At 56.9% G+C, this 19,967-nt stretch carries 19 protein-coding genes; 12 read left to right on the top strand and 7 right to left on the bottom strand.

Translation table 11 applies throughout. The features are described 5' to 3' along the window. The first annotated feature begins 33 nt into the window (after positions 1 to 33). The 6 genes from dinD to Q1J43_RS15330 all read left to right on the top strand — a co-directional run bounded on the left by dinD (position 34) and on the right by Q1J43_RS15330 (position 7,989). Complete coding sequence (dinD, locus tag Q1J43_RS15355; protein ID WP_301103397.1) at positions 34 to 954, top strand: DNA damage-inducible protein D; 921 nt, start codon at positions 34 to 36, stop codon at positions 952 to 954. Between the two features lie 41 nt (positions 955 to 995). Then, positions 996 to 2,738, top strand: coding sequence for an ATP-binding protein (locus Q1J43_RS15350; RefSeq protein WP_301103384.1), 1,743 nt, complete (start codon positions 996 to 998; stop codon positions 2,736 to 2,738). A 44-nt stretch (positions 2,739 to 2,782) separates the two neighbouring features. Continuing rightward, positions 2,783 to 4,465, top strand: coding sequence for a site-specific DNA-methyltransferase (locus Q1J43_RS15345; RefSeq protein ID WP_301103383.1), 1,683 nt, complete (start codon positions 2,783 to 2,785; stop codon positions 4,463 to 4,465). A 94-nt stretch (positions 4,466 to 4,559) separates the two neighbouring features. Next, positions 4,560 to 5,075, top strand: coding sequence for a zeta toxin family protein (locus Q1J43_RS15340; protein WP_301103382.1), 516 nt, complete (start codon positions 4,560 to 4,562; stop codon positions 5,073 to 5,075). Then, positions 5,075 to 5,260, top strand: a complete 186-nt coding sequence (locus tag Q1J43_RS15335; RefSeq protein WP_301103381.1) for a hypothetical protein — start codon at positions 5,075 to 5,077, stop codon at positions 5,258 to 5,260. The genes Q1J43_RS15340 and Q1J43_RS15335 overlap by 1 nt, the downstream gene beginning before the upstream one ends. Further along, positions 5,257 to 7,989, top strand: a complete 2,733-nt coding sequence (locus Q1J43_RS15330; RefSeq protein ID WP_301103380.1) for a DEAD/DEAH box helicase family protein — start codon at positions 5,257 to 5,259, stop codon at positions 7,987 to 7,989. The genes Q1J43_RS15335 and Q1J43_RS15330 overlap by 4 nt, the downstream gene beginning before the upstream one ends. 138 nt (positions 7,990 to 8,127) lie before the next feature. Here Q1J43_RS15330 and Q1J43_RS15325 read toward each other — a convergent pair whose 3' ends face one another. From Q1J43_RS15325 to rapZ, 3 genes are all read right to left on the bottom strand, one after another. Next, positions 8,128 to 8,763 (bottom strand): riboflavin synthase, encoded by a 636-nt coding sequence (locus tag Q1J43_RS15325; RefSeq protein WP_301103379.1) that lies wholly within the window; start codon positions 8,761 to 8,763, stop codon positions 8,128 to 8,130. 86 nt (positions 8,764 to 8,849) lie between these two features. Then, on the bottom strand, positions 8,850 to 9,224 hold the full coding sequence (locus tag Q1J43_RS15320) for a NusG domain II-containing protein (protein WP_301103378.1): 375 nt from the start codon (positions 9,222 to 9,224) through the stop codon (positions 8,850 to 8,852). Then, complete coding sequence (gene rapZ / locus Q1J43_RS15315; RefSeq protein ID WP_301103377.1) at positions 9,224 to 10,084, bottom strand: RNase adapter RapZ; 861 nt, start codon at positions 10,082 to 10,084, stop codon at positions 9,224 to 9,226. The genes Q1J43_RS15320 and rapZ overlap by 1 nt, the downstream gene beginning before the upstream one ends. A gap of 82 nt (positions 10,085 to 10,166) precedes the next feature. Here rapZ and Q1J43_RS15310 point away from each other — a divergent pair, with 82 nt between their 5' ends. Continuing rightward, on the top strand, positions 10,167 to 11,348 hold the full coding sequence (locus Q1J43_RS15310) for a M20 aminoacylase family protein (protein WP_301103376.1): 1,182 nt from the start codon (positions 10,167 to 10,169) through the stop codon (positions 11,346 to 11,348). A gap of 206 nt (positions 11,349 to 11,554) precedes the next feature. Here the strand turns inward: Q1J43_RS15310 and Q1J43_RS15305 are convergent, their stop codons facing one another. Then, positions 11,555 to 11,752, bottom strand: coding sequence for a DUF1289 domain-containing protein (locus Q1J43_RS15305; RefSeq protein ID WP_301103375.1), 198 nt, complete (start codon positions 11,750 to 11,752; stop codon positions 11,555 to 11,557). 43 nt (positions 11,753 to 11,795) lie between these two features. Then, positions 11,796 to 12,581, bottom strand: coding sequence for an enoyl-CoA hydratase/isomerase family protein (locus Q1J43_RS15300; RefSeq protein WP_301103374.1), 786 nt, complete (start codon positions 12,579 to 12,581; stop codon positions 11,796 to 11,798). 272 nt (positions 12,582 to 12,853) lie between these two features. On the opposite strand from Q1J43_RS15300, the gene phaC reads away from it, so the two are divergent. Both phaC and Q1J43_RS15290 read left to right on the top strand, forming a co-directional pair. Then, on the top strand, positions 12,854 to 14,686 hold the full coding sequence (phaC, locus tag Q1J43_RS15295; RefSeq protein WP_301103373.1) for a class I poly(R)-hydroxyalkanoic acid synthase: 1,833 nt from the start codon (positions 12,854 to 12,856) through the stop codon (positions 14,684 to 14,686). A 71-nt stretch (positions 14,687 to 14,757) separates the two neighbouring features. Beyond that, a complete protein-coding gene (locus Q1J43_RS15290) occupies positions 14,758 to 15,924 on the top strand; it encodes a nucleotide pyrophosphatase/phosphodiesterase family protein (RefSeq protein ID WP_301103372.1) in 1,167 nt (388 codons plus the stop codon). Here the strand turns inward: Q1J43_RS15290 and Q1J43_RS15285 are convergent. Then, positions 15,914 to 16,813 (bottom strand): DMT family transporter, encoded by a 900-nt coding sequence (locus tag Q1J43_RS15285; RefSeq protein WP_301103371.1) that lies wholly within the window; start codon positions 16,811 to 16,813, stop codon positions 15,914 to 15,916. The genes Q1J43_RS15290 and Q1J43_RS15285 overlap by 11 nt on opposite strands. A gap of 218 nt (positions 16,814 to 17,031) precedes the next feature. On the opposite strand from Q1J43_RS15285, the gene Q1J43_RS15280 reads away from it, so the two are divergent. From Q1J43_RS15280 to Q1J43_RS15270, 3 genes are all read left to right on the top strand, one after another. After that, positions 17,032 to 17,382, top strand: a complete 351-nt coding sequence (locus tag Q1J43_RS15280) for a YajD family HNH nuclease (protein WP_301103396.1) — start codon at positions 17,032 to 17,034, stop codon at positions 17,380 to 17,382. A 71-nt stretch (positions 17,383 to 17,453) separates the two neighbouring features. Next, positions 17,454 to 17,621: a symporter small accessory protein gene (locus tag Q1J43_RS15275; protein WP_301103370.1), complete on the top strand. Its 168-nt coding sequence runs from the start codon at positions 17,454 to 17,456 to the stop codon at positions 17,619 to 17,621. Beyond that, positions 17,618 to 19,213, top strand: coding sequence for a sodium:solute symporter family protein (locus Q1J43_RS15270; RefSeq protein ID WP_301103369.1), 1,596 nt, complete (start codon positions 17,618 to 17,620; stop codon positions 19,211 to 19,213). Before Q1J43_RS15275 ends, Q1J43_RS15270 begins: the two co-directional genes overlap by 4 nt. Here the strand turns inward: Q1J43_RS15270 and Q1J43_RS15265 are convergent. Continuing rightward, positions 19,152 to 19,892: a hypothetical protein gene (locus Q1J43_RS15265; RefSeq protein ID WP_301103368.1), complete on the bottom strand. Its 741-nt coding sequence runs from the start codon at positions 19,890 to 19,892 to the stop codon at positions 19,152 to 19,154. The genes Q1J43_RS15270 and Q1J43_RS15265 overlap by 62 nt on opposite strands. Positions 19,893 to 19,967: the final 75 nt, after the last annotated feature.

Raw genomic sequence — 19,967 nt, 5'->3', positions numbered from 1 at the left:
CCGGCTGTTTTCCGCGGAATGGGAGGTCGTTTGATGGACAAACAATTACCAGTAAGTGGCGTAAAAACCTTTGAGGAACTCAAGCAAAGCAACGAGCATGGCGCCGAATACTGGAGCGCTCGCGACTTGCAGCCCATGCTCGGATATAGCCAGTGGCGTCGGTTTGAGGATGCCGTCAAGCGGGCTATGACTTCCTGCGAAACCTCTGGAAACAGTGCCGAGCATCACTTTGCCGGCGCCGGCAAACCGATCACAGGCGGCAAAGGGGCGGTTCAAGTCGTGGAGGATTATCACCTCTCCCGCTTCGCCTGTTACCTCATTGCCCAGAACGGCGACCCCCGCAAACCGGAAATCGCCAACGCCCAGAAATACTTCGCTATTCAGGCCCGCCGGCAAGAGCTTGGCGACCAGGCTGCTGCCGACATGGAACGGCTGGAACTGCGTAAGCAAACCAGCGAGGAATTCAAGGCCCTTTCCGGCGCGGCGCAAGACGCTGGCGTCCAAAGCAAGATGTTCGGCGTGTTCCATGATGCCGGATACAAAGGCTTGTACGGTGGTTTGGGCGGCGCAGCCATCAAGGCGCGCAAAGCCATCCCCGAAAAAGACAACCTGCTGGACCGGATGAACGCCACCGAACTGGCCGCCAATCAGTTCCGCATGACCCAAACGCGAGACAAGCTCGCACGCGACGGGATTCGCAATCAGTCACAAGCGATCCAGACCCACGAGCAGGTCGGCAAGGAAGTCCGCGACGCCATCAAGCGCATCGGCGGCACCCCGCCCGAGCAGATTCCGCCGGCAGAGCACATCAAGGAAGTGGAAAAGCGGCAACAAAACCAAAAAAGGATGAGACATGACCGACCCCCCCATCACCGGCCCGAACTGCAAGACCGAAATCCGACTTACGGAATCGCTCGCAGCGCCTCTGATCGAAGCAACACGGAAGCAAATTGAGGTGTTGAGTTTGCTTGTCTTAAGTAACGAAGGGGATGGGAATGTTAACTAAATTAACTATAAAGAACTTCAAACGGTTTGAAGACGCAGAAGTTGATCTGGGTAAATCGGTTGTGCTCATTGGCCCAAATAACTCCGGGAAGACTACCGCACTCCAGGCGCTTGCCCTATGGGAGTTGGGGTTACGTCGCTGGACGGAAAAACGCCAGGGGAAACCAACCGCGCTTCAGCGCCAAGGCGTGGCAATTAACCGGCGTGATTTGGTGGCGCTTCCCGTCCCGACGGCTAATCTTCTCTGGCGCGACCTGCATGTCCGAAATTTGGAACGGCGGGAAGGAAAGCAAAAGACGCAGAACATTCGCGTTGACATCTTGGTCGAGGGCATCAGTGACGACCGAGCCTGGACATGCGGGCTTGAGTTCGATTATGCAAACGAGGAGTCTTTCTATTGTCGCCCGCTCAGGCTTGACGATGCCAGCCAGCCGGAGCGTATGGCAATTCCCGAATTGGCGACAAGGGTAAAGGTGGCCTTGCTGCCACCAATGTCTGGATTAACTGACCGAGAATTCATAAAGCAGCCAGGAGAAATTGGTGTCTTGATCGGTCAAGGCCAGACGGCGCAAGTACTGCGAAATTTGTGTTACCGGGTGTGTTGGCCAGGCGAGGAAAATACCAGGCCGTCTAATGATTGGGTCGAGGTCGCGGAGCAGTTGTCTCGCCTGTTCGGGGTGAAATTGCTCAACCCGAAGTTCATCGCTGAACGTAGTGAGATTGTCATGCAGTACGAGGAAAAGTCGGGTGCTCGTCTTGACATTTCATCCTCGGGCAGGGGTTTGCAGCAAACCTTGCTGATTCTTGCACACCTCTATGCCAATCCACGCACCGTGCTATTGCTCGATGAACCCGATGCCCATCTTGAGGTATTGCGCCAACGCCAAACTTATCAACTGATCAATGATCTTGCTGACACGAAAGGTTCACAAATCATCGCTGCCAGTCATTCTGAAGTTGTCCTTGCTGAAGCGGCAAATCGCGGCATGGTAGTAGCATTTGTTGGCAAACCACATTTGTTGAATGACCGTGGCAGCCAAGTCATGAAAGCCCTGACGGACTTGGGCTGGGATCAATACTATCAGGCGGAAGAGACGGGCTGGGTGTTGTATGTCGAAGACTCAACGGACCTGGCGGTTCTCAAGGCGTTCGCCAGAATTTTGGGGCACCCTGCTCAAGACTGTCTGGAAATGCCGTTTGTTCACTATGTCACAACCAACTTGCCGCAAAAATCTCGTGATCACTTTAATGGGCTGCGCGAAGCCAAGAGCGACTTGGTTGGTATTGCCATATTTGACCGCCTCGACCGTACGCTTCAGCCCAACGAAAATCTGAATGAAGTTATGTGGGCAAAGCGGGAAATCGAGAATTATTTCTGTGCTCAAGAGGTACTGTATGCGTGGGCTGTCCATGATGTGGCAGATGACCTCTTTGGCGTTACCGACCGTACAATACGCCAGCAGGCAATGGAAAAAGCCATTGCCGAAGTCACACACCTTCTGGAGATAGACGAAAAATCACCCTGGTCGTCAGATGTAAAAGCCACAGACGAAGTCTTTGACCGCGTTTTTAGGCTTTTCTTCAAGGAGATCGGCCTGCCATTGTCCTTCCGTAAGCGCGATTATCACCTGCTTGCGGGCTTTTTATCGAAACACCAAATCGATCAAGAAGTGGTCGAGAAACTTGATGCGATTGTCGCAGTCGCAAAGCGCGCCAAGCCGGTGGTGTTGTGATGGATGGCCATACGTGCAGGGTATAGCGGCAAGGGACAGACAGCATGAAAAAACAAAAACTCGAACTCACCTGGATTGGCAAAGATGTGAGGCCGAAGGTGGAGCCACGCATTTTGTTGGGCGATCCTTCGATGAGTTATCACGCGAAACACCGTGTCACCAGCACTGACCTTTTCGATAACCAGCTGATCTTTGGTGACAACCTATTGGCATTGAAGGCTTTGGAGCAGGACTACGCCGGCAAGGTGAAGTGCGTATTCATTGATCCGCCGTACAACACAGGTAGTGCGTTCACCCACTACGACGACGGCGTCGAGCATTCGATCTGGTTGTCACTGATTCGGGATCGGCTGGAGATCATTCGGCGCCTGTTGTCCGAAGACGGTTCTCTGTGGATCACCATTGATGACAACGAGGCGCATTACCTCAAGGTGCTATGTGACGAGGTATTTGGACGGCGGACTTTCGTAGCCAATGTTGTGTGGCAGAACAGGTACTCCAGATCGAATGACGCTAGCTTGTCTCTTTCGCACAACTCGATCCTGGTGTACGCACAAAATCCAGATAAATGGAAAAAGATCAGAAATAGGCTTACTCGTACCGAAGAGCAAGCTGGGCAATACAAGAATCTTGACAAGGACATGAACGGTCCGTGGCGAGCTATTCCTTGGGACGCGCCAAACTTGCGGCCAAATCTTACTTATCCGATCACGACCCCGACGGGCAAGGTCAGGCTGCCGCCCCCAGGCCGATGCTGGTCTCGAACGGAGGATCAATGGCTTGAAATTGTTGAAACAGGTTTGGCGTATTTCGGGAAGTCTGGAGACGGTGTTCCTTCGTTCAAGCAGTACCTTAAAGATGCTGCAGCTATCGTTCCAAATACTTGGTGGCCTCACGAAGAGGCAGGGCATACCGACGAAGCAAAAAAAGAAATGCACGAGCTATTTGGTAAGGAAAAGGCGTTTGATACCCCGAAGCCTGAACGATTGTTGCAACGAATTATTCACATTGCTACGAACCCCAGCGACCTCGTCCTCGACTCCTTCGCCGGTTCCGGCACCACCGGCGCTGTCGCCCACAAAATGGGTCGCCGCTGGATCATGATCGAGTTGGGCGAGCACTGCCATACGCACATCATTCCGCGCCTGAAAAAAGTCATCGACGGTGACGACCAAGGTGGCATCAGCCAAGCAGTGAACTGGAAAGGTGGCGGCGGCTTCCGCTACTACTGCCTCGCGCCCAGCCTGTTGCAGCAAGACCGCTGGGGCCAGTGGATCATCAACAAGGACTACAACGCCGAAATGCTGGCGGCGGCGATCTGCAAGCTGGAGGGCTTCACCTACGCGCCCAGCGACGCGCACTACTGGCAACACGGCAAAAGCACCGAGAACGATTTCATCTACGTCACTACGCAAAGCCTAATGCCAGAACAGTTGCAAGCCTTGAGCGAGGAAGTCGGCGAAGAGCGCAGCCTGCTAGTCTGCTGTTCAGCCTTCCGGGGTGATGCCAACCGCTTCCCGAACCTCACCGTAAAGAAGATTCCCAAGATGGTCTTGTCCCGCTGCGAGTGGGGTCACGACGATTACAGCCTGAACGTCGAAAATCTGCCGATGGCGTCTCCGCCCGAACTGGCTGTAACTGCGGCTGCGCCTGCATCAAGTGGACGCAAAAGCGCAAAATCGGTCGACGCTGGTCAAGCGGGCCTCTTTGACGGGGGCGACGAATGAGCGATATTCAGCCAGCCGGGGAGGTTCTGCTCTACCAAACGGAAGACGCAACTTGTAAGCCATTCTTACAAGTTTGCCGGGTAAAGGGGCGGTGATGAGCAAAAAAATCATCATCATCGCTGGTCCGAATGGGGCGGGGAAAACCACCTTCGCCCGTGCTTTCCTGCCTGAAGAGGCGCAGTGCCCGCACTTCATCAACGCCGATCTGATTGCCGCCGGTTTGTCGCCGTTTGCGCCGGAGTCGGCGGCAGTGAAGGCGGGGCGTTTGATGTTGCAGGAGATTGCGGCTTGCGCGGCCAAGGGCGAGAGTTTCGCCTTTGAAACCACGCTTTCGGGCGTGGCGTATCTGCGCCATATCCGCGAATGGCAGCAGGCCGGTTATCACGTCAGCCTGTTTTTTCTTGGCCTGCCCTCCGCCGAAGTGGCGATTGCCCGCGTGGCCGAGCGGGTGCAGCAGGGCGGACACAACATCCCGGAACCGGTGATTCGGCGGCGCTTTGCTGCCGGCAAGGCCAACTTTGAGCGTGACTACCGTGCGGCGGTGGATGCCTGGGCGCTGTACGACAACTCGGGCGACGAACCCGTAATGATTGAATGGGGAGAACGATAATGACCCGGCATGAACTCGGCAAGGCAAAGGACCAAGACCTCGTGACCTCGATGGCGGCCATGAAACGGGCGGCAGCGATGGCACGCAAGGCAGCGGTGCAGACCGATACGGCAATTGTCGTGGTGCAAGGGAAGAAAATTGTCCGGGTAACGGCGGATGACCTCCGCAAAAAGGCGGGCGCATGAGTCTGGAAAACATCGTTCGCTCGGTCAGCGGTCGCCTGAGTCTGCGCGAGCCACAAGCCGAAAGTCTGCGCCGCTTGCATTGGGCGGGCGATCAGGTGCCCGCGTTGCGCGACGCGAAAGCGCGGTCGCCGGAAGAATTGAAGGCGATGCAGGACGCGCTGACCGGCCAGTTTCCGACGCTGGCCGACTTCGAGCGCGACTTCCCGTCCCTGTGTTTCGCGCTGGCCACCGGCGTCGGCAAGACGCGTCTGATGGGGGCGTTCATCAGCTACCTGCATGCGGCCTACGGCTACAAGCATTTTTTCGTGCTGGCACCGAACCTGACCATCTACGACAAGCTGATCGGCGACTTCTCGCCGAACTCGCCCAAGTACGTATTCAAGGGCATCGCCGAATTCGCCAGCACGCCGCCCGAGGTGATTACCGGCGACAACTACGAGCAACGCGGCAGCCTGAGCCTGCTGGGCGGCATCGAGGTCAATATCTTCAATATCTCGAAGATCAATTCCGAGGTACGCGGCGGCAAGTCGCCGAAGATCAAGCGCCTGTCGGAGTACCTTGGGCAAAGCTACTTCGAGTATCTGGCCGGGCTGGACGATCTGGTCCTCATCATGGACGAGTCGCACCGTTACCGGGCGAGTGCGGGTATTCGGTCGCTGAACGAGTTGCGCCCCTTGCTGGGCCTTGAACTGACGGCCACGCCCTTCGTTGAGGGTACCGGCGGCAAGACGACGCCGTTCAAGAACGTGGTGATGGATTACCCGCTGGCGCGTGCCATCGAGGATGGTTTCGTCAAGGAGCCGGCCGTTGTCACCCAGCAAGACTTCGACCCGAGCGCCCATAGTGCCGGTGCGCTGGAGACCATCAAGCTGCAAGACGGCGTGCGCGTGCATGAGGAAACCAAGGTCCATTTACTGACCTACGCGCAGCAGAGCGGAGAAAAGCTGGTGAAGCCCTTCATGCTGGTGATTGCCCGCGACACCACGCACGCGGCCCAGTTGATGGCAACGATTGAATCCAACGAGTTCTTCGCTGGCCGTTACAAGGGCAAGGTTATTCAGGTCGATTCGAGCCGTTCCGGTGCCGAAGAAGAGGAAATGATCCGGCGCTTGCTGGCGGTGGAGAGCTACGACGAACCGACCGAGATTGTGATCCACGTCAACATGCTGAAAGAAGGCTGGGACGTAACCAACCTGTACACCATCGTTCCGCTACGCGCCGCCAACGCCCGCACGCTGATCGAACAGTCCATCGGTCGCGGCCTGCGTTTGCCCTACGGCCGCAAGACCGGCGTCGACGTGGTGGATCGTCTGAACATCATCGCCCACGACAAGTTTCAGGAAGTTATCGACGAGGCCGGTCGCGGTGATTCGCCGATCCGCATGCAGGCGCTGGTGCTTACGCCGGATACCGGCAGTGGTAGCAGGTTGAAGAGCATTGCGGTGCAGCCCACGGCAAACGCCATGCTGGGCACAGTCACTTCGGGCACCTCGCAATTGCCCAGCGCCGGGGCCAATGGTGCGCAATACGGGACTTCGGCTCCGACGATTGTGCTGCACACCGGTGAAGAACGGCAGATTGCCCAAATCGCCATGGATGTGATCGCCGAAATCAGCCGGGAGAAGCAAGGCGGGCAATGCCTTGTTCCGAGCAGCGCATCGCTGGCGCAGGCCGACATCCAGCAGCAAATTACCCAGCGCGTACAGGAACGGATGTTGCCAAAACAAGGGGATTTGCTGGCTACGCCCCCTTTGCCGTTCGCTGAGGTGGTGCAGAAAACGGTGGCGATTCTGGTCGAGCACACCATCGATATCCCGCGTATTTCGGTTGTCCCGAAAGGCCCGATGAAGAGCGGCTACAAGGCATTCAAGCTCGACGTATCGAAGATGAATTTCCAGCCGCAGGACATGGCGCTGCTTGGGCAAGGTCTAAAATCCGGCAAGCAGATTCTCTACGGTGAGTCGTCCGCTGTGCTGGAAACACGGTTGGAGGATTACCTTGTCCGCGAGCTAATCAACTACGACGACGTCTCTTACGATGAGCACGCCGAGCTGATCTACGAGTTGTCCGGGCAGGCGGTTGAGCACTTCAAGTCCTACCTGGCAACGGATGAGGAATTGCACAACATCCTTGGCAACTACGGCAAGAACATCGCAGAAAACATTCATCTGCAAATGGCGCACCACTACTTCGAGGATCATTCGGAATCCGAGGTCGTCATCAGCCAGGGCTTTACGCCGCTCAAGCCCTGCGCCTTCACCGCCGAGGGCGATATTTTGCCGCTGCATCAAGCCCCCGCCGAGAAGGGCAAGATCGCGCAGTATGTCTATGGCGGCTTTTCCAGATGCGCGTACCCGGTTCAGAAGTTTCATTCTGATACCGAGCGCGTGTTGGCCGGTGTTCTGGAACGCGATGCCCAACGCTGGTTCCGGCCAGTGGCAGGGCAGTTCAATATCTATTATCGTTCCGGTGCCAATCAGCCCGAGTACGTGCCGGACTTCGTAGCGGCGACCGCCGAACACAATCTGATCATTGAAACCAAAGCCGCCAAGGACATGGATAACGCGGATGTGAAGGCAAAGGCCGACGCGACGGTAACGTGGTGCAAGAATGCCAGCGAGTACTCACAGGCACAGGGAGGCAAGCCATGGAAATACCTGCTGGTGCCCCATGATGCAGTTGCCCATAACGCGACCATTTCGGCCTTGACGGGCCGGTTCTCTGCATAGTAGCCGACGTGCCCTGTTTGGGTAGCGTCGGCTGTGTCCACGCGACAGATTACTTGTCGTTCCAGCGGGTATCTACCCACCCAGCAAGAGCACGAGCTATGTTGGCCGTGATCCTTAATTCTCGACGGCCATAGTCGACTACTTGAATGGCGGTCTGGCGGGCGCGCTCATACCAGCGTCGTCACAACTAAGCATCCGTTCAACGTAGCGCGCGATCAGGTCAATCTCGAGATTGACCTGATCGCGTGTTTGCAGGTAACCAAGCGTCGTCGCTTCGAGAGTGTGCGGGATCAGGTTGATAGAAAAACAGGCGCCACTTACCGAATTGGTGGTCAGACTCACGCCATTGACGGTGATCGAACCCTTGCGCGCGATGTACTTGGCCAAAGCCTGCGGCGCGCGGATTTCCAGCAGGCGGTTATCGCCAACGGGATCGAAGCGCAACACCTCGCCGACACCATCGACGTGACCGGAGACGAGGTGGCCTCCGAGGCGGTCAGCCAGGCGCAACGCCTTTTCCAGATTGATTGGGCCGGGGGCGTTGAGGCCAATGGTGCAGGACAGTGTTTCCGGCGAGACGTCAACAAAGAAACGTTGCTCCTGCTTCTCGACGACCGTCAGGCAGACACCGTTGCAGGCCATCGAGTCGCCCAACGCGACATCATCAAGGCTGAGCAGACCGGCATCGACAGTCAGGCGCACGGTCGGGCTACCGTCGTTGCGTGGCGTCAGTGCACAAATGCGTCCAATCGCAGCGATGATTCCAGAGAACATGATGAATATCGATCGTAGGGATGCAGGAAGGACGGCGATTCTACCACGTTGCTTATCCGACCGATTGCCGCAAAGGCCGGCGACTTTCAGTAATTGAGCGAGTCATAGGCCGTCTTCGCCCCCAGCACCTGAACACTGACCTGATTCGGCGCACAGATGGCGATTTCACCCGCGTGTTCGAGCCAACCCTGGCGCACACAATATTGCCGAGGTCCGGGATCGGAGACCACACGCACACGGCGCTGTTCAACAGCAACCGTCGTAATGCCAAGCGGTCCAGGAACGTCGATCCGGCGGTTACGGGACAGATCAAGTTCGGCGAAAACTACGCCCCCTTTCTTGATGACGGCCTTTTCGGCAACGCCGCCTTGCCAGGCCAGCGGAAAGGTGGCGGCGCAAAAGGCGGCGGCCAGCCCGGCGACCAGCCAGTCACCGGGCCTGCACAGCGATAGCCAGCGCATCAGGGCTGGCCGCTAAGCGCCGGCGTCAATTCGCGGTGACGGACTAGCACGCGCGCCTGCTGACGAAATTCACGCCCCAACCACTCGGCAAAATAGACCGAGCGGTGCTGACCACCCGTACAGCCAATACCCACGGTCAGGTAGTTGCGATTATCACGAACATAACAAGGCAGCCAGGTGGCGACGAAACGTGCAATGTCGTCACGCATGCGCCGCACTTCAGGCTCGGCTTCGAGAAAGGCAATAACCGGGGCGTCGTGGCCGGTTTGCGGGCGCAATGACAGATCGTAATGCGGGTTGGGGAGGCAGCGCACATCGAAGACGAGTTCGGCATCCAGCGGAACGCCATGCTTGAAGCCGAAGGATTCGAAAATCAGGGTCAGCCCCTGCGCCGCATCGATGGAGATAAACTGGCGTATCCATTCGCGCAGGGCGTTTGGTTTCAGGTCACTGGTATCGATGTGGTGACCCAGTTCGGCCAGGCCTTCCAGACGTACCCGTTCTTCGGCAATGGCTTCGGTCACGGTGCGTCGCCCTCTGGCCAGCGGATGTCGGCGGCGGGTTTCGGAATAGCGCTTGAGCAATGTTTCGGTCTTGGTGTCAAGAAAGAGAAACTGCATCTCCAACTCGTTGGCACGCAGTTCGGCCAGTTGCTGTGGAAGCATCGCGATGCTCTCGCCACCGCGGATGTCGATCGCCACGGCCACCTTGGTGTAGCCTTGCTGAGCGAGATGATCGACAAGTTGCTGTAACAATTGCGAAGGCAGGTTGTCCACGCAGTAGTACGCCGTATCTTCAAGCATGTTGAGGGCGATCGATTTGCCTGAACCGGAAAGGCCGCTGATGATAACGATGTGCATGGTCCGGAGCATAGCGGAACGATGCTGACACGGGCAAGCCAGGCTGGCCTAAACTAGGGGTTCTATTTTTGAAACCGACGCCATGAATCTTCTGGACATTTCCTTCCTCGCCGATCTCGCTGCCATCCGTCATGATATCCACGCCCACCCCGAGCTGGCCTTCAAGGAAGCGAGGACTTCCGACATCGTGGCGCGCGAGCTCGCCGCCTATGGCCTTGAGGTGCACCGCGGGCTGGCCAAGACTGGTGTTGTCGGCGTTCTGCGTAAAGGCAGCAGCGCGCGCTCCATCGGCCTGCGTGCCGACATGGACGCGCTGCCGCTGCATGAAAAAAACGATTTCCCGCATCGCTCCAGACACCAAGGGCAGATGCACGCCTGTGGCCATGACGGGCACAGCGCCCTCTTGCTCGGCGCCGCGCGTTACATGGCGGAACACCAGCACAGTCTTGATTTTGACGGCACCGTCTACTTCATTTTCCAGCCTGCCGAGGAATCTGAAGGCGGTGCTGCGGTCATGATCGAGGATGGCCTGTTTACACGGTTTCCGATGGATGCGGTGTATGGCCTGCACAATTGGCCCGGAATTTCTGTCGGCGAAATGGCCGTGATGCCCGGAGCAGTGATGGCCGGCACCTGCGCCTTCGAGATTGCCATTCGTGGCCACGGTTGCCATGCCGCGATGCCGCACCAGGGCGTCGACACGCTGGTCGCGGCCAGCCAGCTGGTGCTTGCCCTGCAAACCGTGGTGGCACGCAACCTGCATCCCTGCGAAGCGGCGGTGGTCAGCGTTACCCAGATTCACGGTGGTGGCGAAGCCTGGAACATCATCCCCGACGATGCCGTGCTGCGTGGCACGATACGCACTTTCAAGGCGGACGTGCAGGAGATGGTCGAACGCGCCATCGAGCGCCTGTGCAGCGGTATTGCTAGCGCGTTTGGCGCGCACATCACGGTCAAGTATGACCACCGCTATCCGCCGACCGTGAACAGCATCGCCGAAACCGCCCTCTGCCAGCGTGTTGCCGGACAGGTGCTGGGCAACGCCAATGTGCGCAAGGATGAATTGCCGTCAATGGGCGCTGAGGATTTCGCCTACATGCTGCAAGTCAAACCAGGTTGCTACGTGTGGTTGGGCAACGGGCCGGGCACCGGGGGCTGCACCCTGCACAACCCCCATTACGATTTCAACAACGATATCCTGCCGCTAGGCATCAGTTACTGGGTAAGACTGGTGGAAAGCGCGCTGCCGGTTGTTTCGAAATAAGCGGATCTAAGCGTTCCCGTTTTCTGGATCAGCCGGAATTCCAAGTTTCGGCTCAGAAGCTTCCGGAGGCCGGAAAATTTCATACGCCACAACGTTCTGCTCATTGGTCGATGTTTGCAGCGGTGGGCGACCACAGCCCAGGCAATAACCAGAGTCAGGGTCGTCTATGCAGACACCGACGCACAGATAGATGACTTTCGGCTCGTTCATTGGCCCAGCGCTTGATATCGCCGCTGCGCCGCAGCGTCCAGAATGCTCAGGCGTTCGTCATTTGAAACCCGGCTCCATCTGGAAATCTCGTCGATCGTTCGGAAACAGCCTTGGCACAGGTGATTTTGGGCGTCCAGAGCGCATACATTGATGCACGGTGATGCCGCTTGACGCGGTTTGCTAGTCTGAATCATCGCGCATTCTGAGGTGATGAAAGGGGTGCTTGTCGGACAAGAATTAGCCAATCCAGTTCGGTTTGCGCTTTTCCAAAAAAGCGCTCAGACCTTCCTTCCCCTCCGGGCTCGCGCGCACTCGGGTAATGCGCTGCGCTGTTTCTTCACTGGTGGACTCGTCAATGGGTTGGCCCGAGACGACACGAATCAAGGCCTTGCACTCGGCCTGGGCATGCGGGCCATTCTTCAAAAGATTGTCGATAATTTCGCCGATCGCTTCGTCGAGCTCCTCTTCGCCTGGCACGATTTCATGCACCAGTCCGATACGGTAGGCCTCCGCCGCAGAAAACCGCTCGGCGGAAAGCATGTAACGGCGGCAGTAGCGCTCACCAATGGCGGCCAGGATGTAGGGGCTGACGACGGCGGGCAGAATGCCGAGCTTGACCTCGGTGAGGGCAAACAGTGAATCGTAGGTGGCGACAGCAATGTCACAGGCCGCAATCAGGCCAAGCCCGCTGCCATAGGCAGGCCCTTGCACACGGGCGATGGTCGGCTTGCAGAGTTCATTCAGCGTGCTCATCAAGCGGGCCAGGTTGCGTGCATCACGCAAGTTTTCTTGCACCGTAGAGGTCGCCGCGCGCTTCATCCAGTGCAACTCGGCGCTAGTGCAAAAACTTTTCCCGGTAGACGAAAGGACCACCACACGCACTCGGGGATCGGCTTCCAGTTCGAGCAGCCCGTTGGTAATTTCGGCAATCAGCAACTCATCAAAAGCGTTGTGACGTTCCGCCTTGTTCAGCGTGAGAATACCGACGGAATCATCAACCTCGGTAATAATCGACTGATACATGCAACCTCCATCAAGTGATCAGGGCGCGATTTGTGCTGCGAATTTGGCACGTCTTCAGAGAGCCTGCAGGGAATTGAAAATAACCGGAATTATGGAATATTTACCCGTCAAAGCCATGTCAAAGTAATCGCCAAATGTTATATTGCTCGATCCCGGCAAAAAAGGCTGCTCCTTGTGGGCGAAGTCTATAGCTTTCAACATTTTTTTCAATTTATCTACTGTCGACGTGCGTTCTTTTCACTGTGTTAAGTACCAGTCAAGGAGGTTATCTGATGTCACAGCAAAATAAATTCGAGGAAGGCAGGTCCTTTCCCGATCCTGCGGAACTTATGAAAAGCTATTCAGAGGTGGCCAAGCGCGCTTCGCAAATGCTGGCTCAGCATGTCGACAAGAAGTCCGTTGAGGGATTTTCGATGCCGTCGGATGAAATGGGGATCTCCAAGGCCTTCGCGGATCTCTCAGCGTGCTTGCTGTCCAACCCCCAAAAGCTCGCAGAAGCGCAAATGAAGTTGATGCGAGATTATTTTTCGCTGTGGCAGTACTCGACAATGAAAATGATGGGCTCGTCGTCGCTTCCGGCCGTAGTTACGCCGCTAAAGTCGGACAAACGATTCAAGGATGACGAATGGGAGAGCAACTTTCTTTTCGATTTTATTAAGCAGTCCTACCTTCTTACCGCCAACCACTTGAATGGTATTGTATCGGACGTCGAGGGCCTCGACGAATCAACCCAGAGAAAAGTCAGCTTTTTCACACGTCAATATACTGACGCGCTTTCGCCAACAAATTTTGCCCTGAGTAATCCGGAAGTCGTCCGTGAGACGGTAAGCAGCAATGGCCAGAACCTGGTCAGGGGATTCGACAATCTCTTGCGTGACATGGAAGCCGGTGACGGTCAATTGAGAGTCCGCATGACTGATCCCGACGCCTTCGAGCTTGGCAGAAATGTCGCCACCACTCCAGGCAAGGTCATCTTCCAGAACGACATGTTTCAGCTGATTCAGTACGATCCGTCAACCCCGCAGCAATTCAAGAAGCCGCTGCTGATTGTGCCACCGTGGATCAACAAATATTACATTCTCGATCTGCGTGACAAGAATTCCTTCGTCAAATGGGCGACCGATCAGGGGCATACCACTTTCATCATGAGCTGGGTCAATCCGGACGAACGTTACGCCGACAAGAACTTTGAAGACTACCTGCTGGACGGCACAATGGCGGCCATCGATGCGATCGAGCAGGCCACCGGCGAGGCCAGGATCAATGCCGCCAGCTATTGCCTTGGTGGAACACTGCTGATGTCGACGCTGGCCTACATGAGCGCCAAAAGAGATAAGCGCATCGCTTCGGCCACCTTCTTCACCAGCATGCTCGATTTTTCCGAGCCGGGCGAACTCAAGGTCTTCCTTGACGAAGCGACCGTCGCCGGTCTTGAAACGCGAATGGATGAGCGCGGCTTCCTCGATGGCGCCGACATGGCAGGTACCTTCAACATGCTGCGGGCCAACGACCTGATCTGGTCGTTTGCAGTCAACAACTACCTGATGGGAAAGGAGTCTTTTCCCTTCGACCTGCTCTACTGGAATTCCGACTCAACGCGCATGCCGGCCAAGATGCACAGTTTTTACCTGCGCAATTTTTATCTCGGAAACAAGCTGCGCGAAGCGGGTGGCGTCGTGCTGGGCGGCGTCAAGATCGACCTTTCAAAGGTCAAGACACCCTGCTATTTCGTCTCGGCCATCGAAGACCACATCGCGCCCTGGAAGAGTACCTATATGGGCGCCCTGCTACCCAGTGGTCCGGTCAAGTTCGTGCTCGGCGGCTCCGGGCATATTGCTGGCATCATCAACCCGCCAGCGGCCAACAAGTACGGCTACTGGACGAATACCGAGCTGCCTGAAAGCGCAGACGATTTCCTGGCAGGCGCGACGCAGACTCCTGGTTCGTGGTGGACCGACTGGCAGCAGTGGGTGACCGATCAGGTTGGTGGTGCGGAGAAGGTTCGCGCGCGCAAACCAGGCGCAGGCAATCTCAAGGTCATTGAAGATGCGCCGGGTAGTTATGTGAAATTCAGGCTCGACAAGCAGAAAAAGGCTGCCGAGTAATCGGTTGGCGAATTGAATCATCAAGAGGGGGCGCAGGCCCCCTTTTCAGTTGACGTACAATCGTTCTCATCATGAGTTCAACAGTGTTCCCGAACTACACTGGCAAGGGCATCGTCAACCTGATGCAGAGCATCGCCACGGCCTGCGGCAGTATTCGGGCGCCCTACCCGCAATTGGATGCACTGCCCGCCACCGCACTTGGCGGGGCGCGCCACATCGTCTTGCTGGTTATCGACGGTCTCGGCCAGCGCACCTTGGACAATCACCCGGCCAGCCAAAATCTACGGCGCCATGCCATAAGCACAATGACATCGGTATTTCCGTCGACGACCGCCAGCGCCATCACCACCTTCATGACCGGGCTGGCTCCGGCGCAACATGGCCTGACCGGCTGGCATATGCATCTTGACGAAATCGGCCAGACGCTGGCCATCCTACCGCTGACCGCCCGCGTCGGAACCTCAGCGTTGCCGCCGGAAACACTGACGTCGCGCCTCTTCGACTATCCGACGTTGTTCCAGCAGCTTGATCGCGAGTGCTGGGCTCTGGCCCCACAAAGTATTGCCGACAGTCCGTTCAACGTCTGGCATGCGCGTGGTGCCAGGCGTCTGGCGTATAACTCACTGCCTGAACTGTTTGCCCAGCTCGCCACTTTGCTGCGTGAAGCGCAAACCCCACGCTTCATCTACGCCTACTACCCCGATCTCGATACCCGCTCGCACCGCCATGGCACGCAAAGCGAACAGGTGCAACAGACACTGGCTGCGCTCGATGCCGGCTTCGGTGACTTGCTGAACGCCGCGCAGGGCAGCGACAGTTGGCTGATTGGCACCGCCGATCATGGTTTTATCGACTCGCCGCCGCAACGGGTGCTAAACCTCGACGATCACCCGCAACTAACTGCACTGCTCAGTCGCCCACTTTGTGGCGAACGCCGCGCCGCCTACTGTTACGTTAGCACTGCCCGCGCGACTGCGTTCGAGGCCTACGTTCGGCAACACTTCGGGCACTGCCTGGATCTGCGGTGTAGCAGTGAATTGGTAAGCGCCGGCTGGTTTGGCCCGCCACCTTACCACCCGCGTCTGGCTTCACGCGTTGGCGATTACACGCTGGTGATGAAAGGCAACTGGACCATCAAGGACTGGCTGCCGGGTGAAAAGCGCCACCGAATGCTGGGCGTGCATGGCGGAGTCAGTAGCGACGAGATGACTGTTCCGCTGATCGCCGTCAAGTTGTAGCGGGAAGGGCGGTTCGATTGGTCAAGAACACGCCGACAATAACCAGCGCTCCGCCAGCAAGGACGGCGCCACCGAGCCACTCGTCGAGCATCAGGGTACCGAGCAGGACGGCGAATACCGGGACCAGGTTGATGAATGCGGCGGATTTTGTCGTGCCGATACGTGCAATGCCTTCCGAATACCAGGTAAAGGCAAGTGCCGTTCCAAAAAGGCCGAGAAAAATGATGCTGCTCCAGCCGCGCCATGTTGTGGCACCGAGAACGAACAGGCTGCCGTTGATCAGGGCGGTGGCGGTCAGCATCAGCCAGCCGGTAAAACAGCCGCCAAAGGCCAAGGCCAGCGCCGAGAACTGTTTTGAGAAATGACGATTGATTAGAGTGTAGCTGGCCCAAGACACAACGCTCCCCATCAGCAGCCATTCGCCTAATCCAACCCCGCCGCCGAGCAATTGCCTCGGTTGCCCGCGAGTGACCACCAGCAGGCTGCCAAACAGGGCCAACACGATGCCGAGGACTTTTTTTGGCGACATCGGCAGACGGAATAATAGCCAGTCGGCAAGCGCAATCATGGCCGGGGTGAGGGCGACGACCAGCGCGCCACGACCAGCCTCGACCCGCTGCAGGCCATAAAGGAAAAAGACGTTGTAGAAAAAAACGCCGGAGAGTCCAAGTGCTGCCAACTTCAGCCATTGTCGCGCCGACCAGCGGAGCCAGCCTTCGCGAACGATCAGCAGCACGCCCAGCACGAGAGCGGCGACGAAGAAGCGCCAACTGGCGACCGCGAACGGAGCCGCTTCCTGTACGGCGACACGTCCAGCGACCCAGGTTCCACCCCAGAACAGGGCGGTCAGCAAGAGTTTGAGGTAGGTGGCGGGAGTGGCCTGTGGCATTTGGGGAGGCGGGCAAAAAAAGGGGAGTTTATAGCCATAGCCTTACACAACGCCAGTTTAAACTTGCCGACGATTCATGCAAAATGAATTATTTGTAAGTCTATGGTTTATAGCCTCCGGCGGTTTTACAATTGGCCGATGGCGTAAAATTGATTGCAACGTCCTTCAAGGGGAAAGTCTTGGTTGCCGAAGATGCGAAGCGTGCACATGCTGATCGAATGATTGCCGAGTCTGTTCGCAATCGTCAGACTCGCGAGCAGGGTTATCGCGAACAGGCACTGAAAATCTACCCGTGGATCTGCGGGCGCTGTGCCCGTGAGTTTGTTCGCGAAAATTTGCAGCAACTGACTGTGCATCATCGCGACCACAACCACGACAATAATCCAAAGGATGGCAGCAATTGGGAACTGCTCTGTCTGTATTGCCACGACAACGAGCATTCTCGAGAGTCAGACCACGATGCCGCGCGCCAGGCCGGAGTTGGCGAGAGCGGCAAGGCTCAGGTCAATCGGGCAAGTGCGCAGCCATTCGCCAATCTGAAAGACCTTCTCAAGCGAAGCGATCGCTAACTGCCGACCGATCGCTCTATATCTTTTACCATCGACCGACTTCTTAGTCGGCGTCTACAAGGGGGTGTTTCATGCTGGGATTAGGGGATTGGGGCGTCAGTCTGGCGTTTATCTTGACGCTGGGCTCGACCGCACTGTGTGTGGTGTATGGCTTTATTAACTGGAACAAGCCAAGTCCGGAAGAGGAAGTCGAGGAAATCGCTGAAGAAGAAGCGTGGGAAAAGGGAGAGCCTAAATGAACGCCACCGTTGTTGTCACCACGCTAGTTTATCTGGCCATTACGGCGGTACTCGGCTATCTCGGCTATATCCAGACTGCCAATGCCAAGGATTACCTGCTCGCCGGCCGCAAGGTTCATCCCGTCATCATGGCCGTCTCCTACGGGTCTACTTTTATCTCAACAGCAGCCATTGTCGGCTTTGGCGGTGCGGCGGCGGTTTTTGGCATGGGCATTCTATGGTTGACCGTGCTCAACATCTTCCTTGGCATATTCATCGCCTTCATCATCTTCGGCAAGCCTACGCGCCGCATGGGACACCAGCTTGACGCTCACACCTTCCCTGAGTTTCTCGGTAAGCGTTATGACTCAAAGTTTTTGCAAGTGGCCGCTGCCGCGCTGATTTTTATTGGCATGCCACTTTATGCCGGTGCGGTTATGCTTGGTGGCGTGAGCTTTCTGACCGTGGCGCTCGGCTTGTCGCAAAATATGGCTTTGCTGACCATCGTGATTATCGTCGGTTTTTACGTGATGATGGGCGGCATGAAAGGGGTGATGTATACCGACGCCTTTCAAGGCGCCATCATGGCTATCGGCATGACCCTCCTATTGTGGTATGCCTATAGTGGCTTGGGAGGCGTAGTTTCCGCGCACGAACAGTTGACCGCCATCGCCGACAAGGTGCCAGCAGCACTGGTCGCCAAGGGACACCGCGGATGGACGGCAATGCCTGAACTCTTTTCGCCGCTCTGGTGGACGTTGATTTCGACTGTCGTGATGGGTGTCGGTATCGGTGTGCTCGCTCAGCCGCAACTCGTTGTCCGCTTTATGACCGTGAAGAGCGACCGCGAATTGAACCGGGGCGTCGTCATCGGTGGCGTGTTTATCATGCTGATGACCGGCGTCGCTTTCGTCGTTGGTTCGCTGTCCAATGTATTCTTCATGAACGCCAGCGGCAAGATTGCCATCGCCGCCGCCGGATCGCCCGACAACGTTATCCCGCTCTTCATCAAAAACAACATGCCCGAATGGTACACGGCGGTGTTCATGATTACCCTGCTGGCGGCGGCCATGTCGACGCTGAGCTCGCAGTTCCACACCATGGGCTCGGCCATTGGTCACGACATCATGGAAAAAGGCATGGGAATGAAAGCCGAGAAGCCGGTTCGCATCATGCGCATAGCGATGCTGGCAGCGATTCTGATCAGCACGCTGACTGCCTACTTCCTGCCCAGTTTTTTCAAGGATGGCGCAACGATCATTGTCAACGGCACCGCACTCTTCTTCGGCCTGTGTGCCGGCAGTTTTCTGACAATTTATGCGCTGGGCTTGTACTGGAAGGGCGTAAGCAGGGCTGGAGCGCATGCCGGTTTCCTGAGCGGTCTGGTCGTCAGCGTCATCGTACTGTTTTTTGTTTTCGAGAAGGTATCCAAGCCGCTGGGGCTATCCAACATGATCTTCGGCGTTCCCTCGCTGGCCATCGGAAGCCCGCTCAAGGATATTGACCCACTGGTCTATGCTGTGCCGGTGTCGCTGCTATTCACCGTCGTTGTCAGCCTTTTTTCGAAAAAGCCGAGCGCCGCTCATCTGGCTGCGTGTTTTCCGGAGAGGTAAGCGGCGTTGGCAATTCATGACATCCGGGTGGGTCCGCAGTACTGACGCACCCCGGATCAACCCGAGCTTCGCCTGACGTGCGTGGATAGCAGGACGTGCCGTTTGGCCAGAAACAGGCACCCGCGATTCTGTTCGAGCCGATGATGGCGTCGAGCTTGTTGGCCAGGGCTGCGGGCGAGATCAGCCATGCGTCGGGCACCGACTCGAAGGGCGTGATGCCGCTAATGATGTTTTGTACACGGGCGGCGCAAAAGAACGGCAGGGTAGCGCCGGTTTTGTCGGCGCGTGCTTTGACCTGCATGAACCCTTCAGGTGACAGGGTAAAGCGATAGACTTTGACAACCGGACCGTCTTCCAGTTGAAAGCGCAGATAGTCTTGCAGGCTGCTGCCCGGCCAGTGCCGATCGAGTCGGCGCGTTCCTTCATAACTTCCCGCCGGGTCCAGCAAGCTGTCACCGGCAAACATCCCGGCATGGACCATTTTCGAATTGTCGTTGATCACGACGACGACTTCTTGCTCTCCTGGTTCCAGGATGTCAAGTTTTTCCGGGTAGCCATCGCCGATTTGTGGCGCAGGAGTGCGGGGGACGCTCGGGGCGTGAGTGCACGCGGCCAGTATTGCGATAAAGGCATAAGAGATAATGATCACCGCATAGCGGCGAGCGGGTCCTGCGGTCATCGGTCGTCCTTGCACTTTGCCTGATGTGTCCACTCTACCAGCCAACTTCTTCGATGACCTCATAAAGAGCCGGGC

The organism is Propionivibrio sp., assembly GCF_029255185.1.
In the GTDB taxonomy this organism is placed as follows: Bacteria; Pseudomonadota; Gammaproteobacteria; order Burkholderiales; family Rhodocyclaceae; genus Propionivibrio.
The sequence above is the reverse complement of the archived record's forward strand: the minus strand, read 5'-3'. Positions and strand labels throughout refer to the sequence as shown.

What these genes read in the sequence shown, in the direction of transcription:
- dinD (WP_301103397.1), top strand. Translation starts at nt 34, where the DNA reads ATGGACAAACAATTACCAGTAAGTGGCGTAAAAACCTTTGAGGAACTC.
- Q1J43_RS15350 (WP_301103384.1), top strand. Translation starts at nt 996, where the DNA reads ATGTTAACTAAATTAACTATAAAGAACTTCAAACGGTTTGAAGACGCA.
- Q1J43_RS15345 (WP_301103383.1), top strand. Translation starts at nt 2,783, where the DNA reads ATGAAAAAACAAAAACTCGAACTCACCTGGATTGGCAAAGATGTGAGG.
- Q1J43_RS15340 (WP_301103382.1), top strand. Translation starts at nt 4,560, where the DNA reads ATGAGCAAAAAAATCATCATCATCGCTGGTCCGAATGGGGCGGGGAAA.
- Q1J43_RS15335 (WP_301103381.1), top strand. Translation starts at nt 5,075, where the DNA reads ATGACCCGGCATGAACTCGGCAAGGCAAAGGACCAAGACCTCGTGACC.
- Q1J43_RS15330 (WP_301103380.1), top strand. Translation starts at nt 5,257, where the DNA reads ATGAGTCTGGAAAACATCGTTCGCTCGGTCAGCGGTCGCCTGAGTCTG.
- Q1J43_RS15325 (WP_301103379.1), bottom strand. Translation starts at nt 8,763, where the DNA reads ATGTTCTCTGGAATCATCGCTGCGATTGGACGCATTTGTGCACTGACG.
- Q1J43_RS15320 (WP_301103378.1), bottom strand. Translation starts at nt 9,224, where the DNA reads ATGCGCTGGCTATCGCTGTGCAGGCCCGGTGACTGGCTGGTCGCCGGG.
- rapZ (WP_301103377.1), bottom strand. Translation starts at nt 10,084, where the DNA reads ATGCACATCGTTATCATCAGCGGCCTTTCCGGTTCAGGCAAATCGATC.
- Q1J43_RS15310 (WP_301103376.1), top strand. Translation starts at nt 10,167, where the DNA reads ATGAATCTTCTGGACATTTCCTTCCTCGCCGATCTCGCTGCCATCCGT.
- Q1J43_RS15305 (WP_301103375.1), bottom strand. Translation starts at nt 11,752, where the DNA reads ATGATTCAGACTAGCAAACCGCGTCAAGCGGCATCACCGTGCATCAAT.
- Q1J43_RS15300 (WP_301103374.1), bottom strand. Translation starts at nt 12,581, where the DNA reads ATGTATCAGTCGATTATTACCGAGGTTGATGATTCCGTCGGTATTCTC.
- phaC (WP_301103373.1), top strand. Translation starts at nt 12,854, where the DNA reads ATGTCACAGCAAAATAAATTCGAGGAAGGCAGGTCCTTTCCCGATCCT.
- Q1J43_RS15290 (WP_301103372.1), top strand. Translation starts at nt 14,758, where the DNA reads ATGAGTTCAACAGTGTTCCCGAACTACACTGGCAAGGGCATCGTCAAC.
- Q1J43_RS15285 (WP_301103371.1), bottom strand. Translation starts at nt 16,813, where the DNA reads ATGCCACAGGCCACTCCCGCCACCTACCTCAAACTCTTGCTGACCGCC.
- Q1J43_RS15280 (WP_301103396.1), top strand. Translation starts at nt 17,032, where the DNA reads ATGATTGCCGAGTCTGTTCGCAATCGTCAGACTCGCGAGCAGGGTTAT.
- Q1J43_RS15275 (WP_301103370.1), top strand. Translation starts at nt 17,454, where the DNA reads ATGCTGGGATTAGGGGATTGGGGCGTCAGTCTGGCGTTTATCTTGACG.
- Q1J43_RS15270 (WP_301103369.1), top strand. Translation starts at nt 17,618, where the DNA reads ATGAACGCCACCGTTGTTGTCACCACGCTAGTTTATCTGGCCATTACG.
- Q1J43_RS15265 (WP_301103368.1), bottom strand. Translation starts at nt 19,892, where the DNA reads ATGACCGCAGGACCCGCTCGCCGCTATGCGGTGATCATTATCTCTTAT.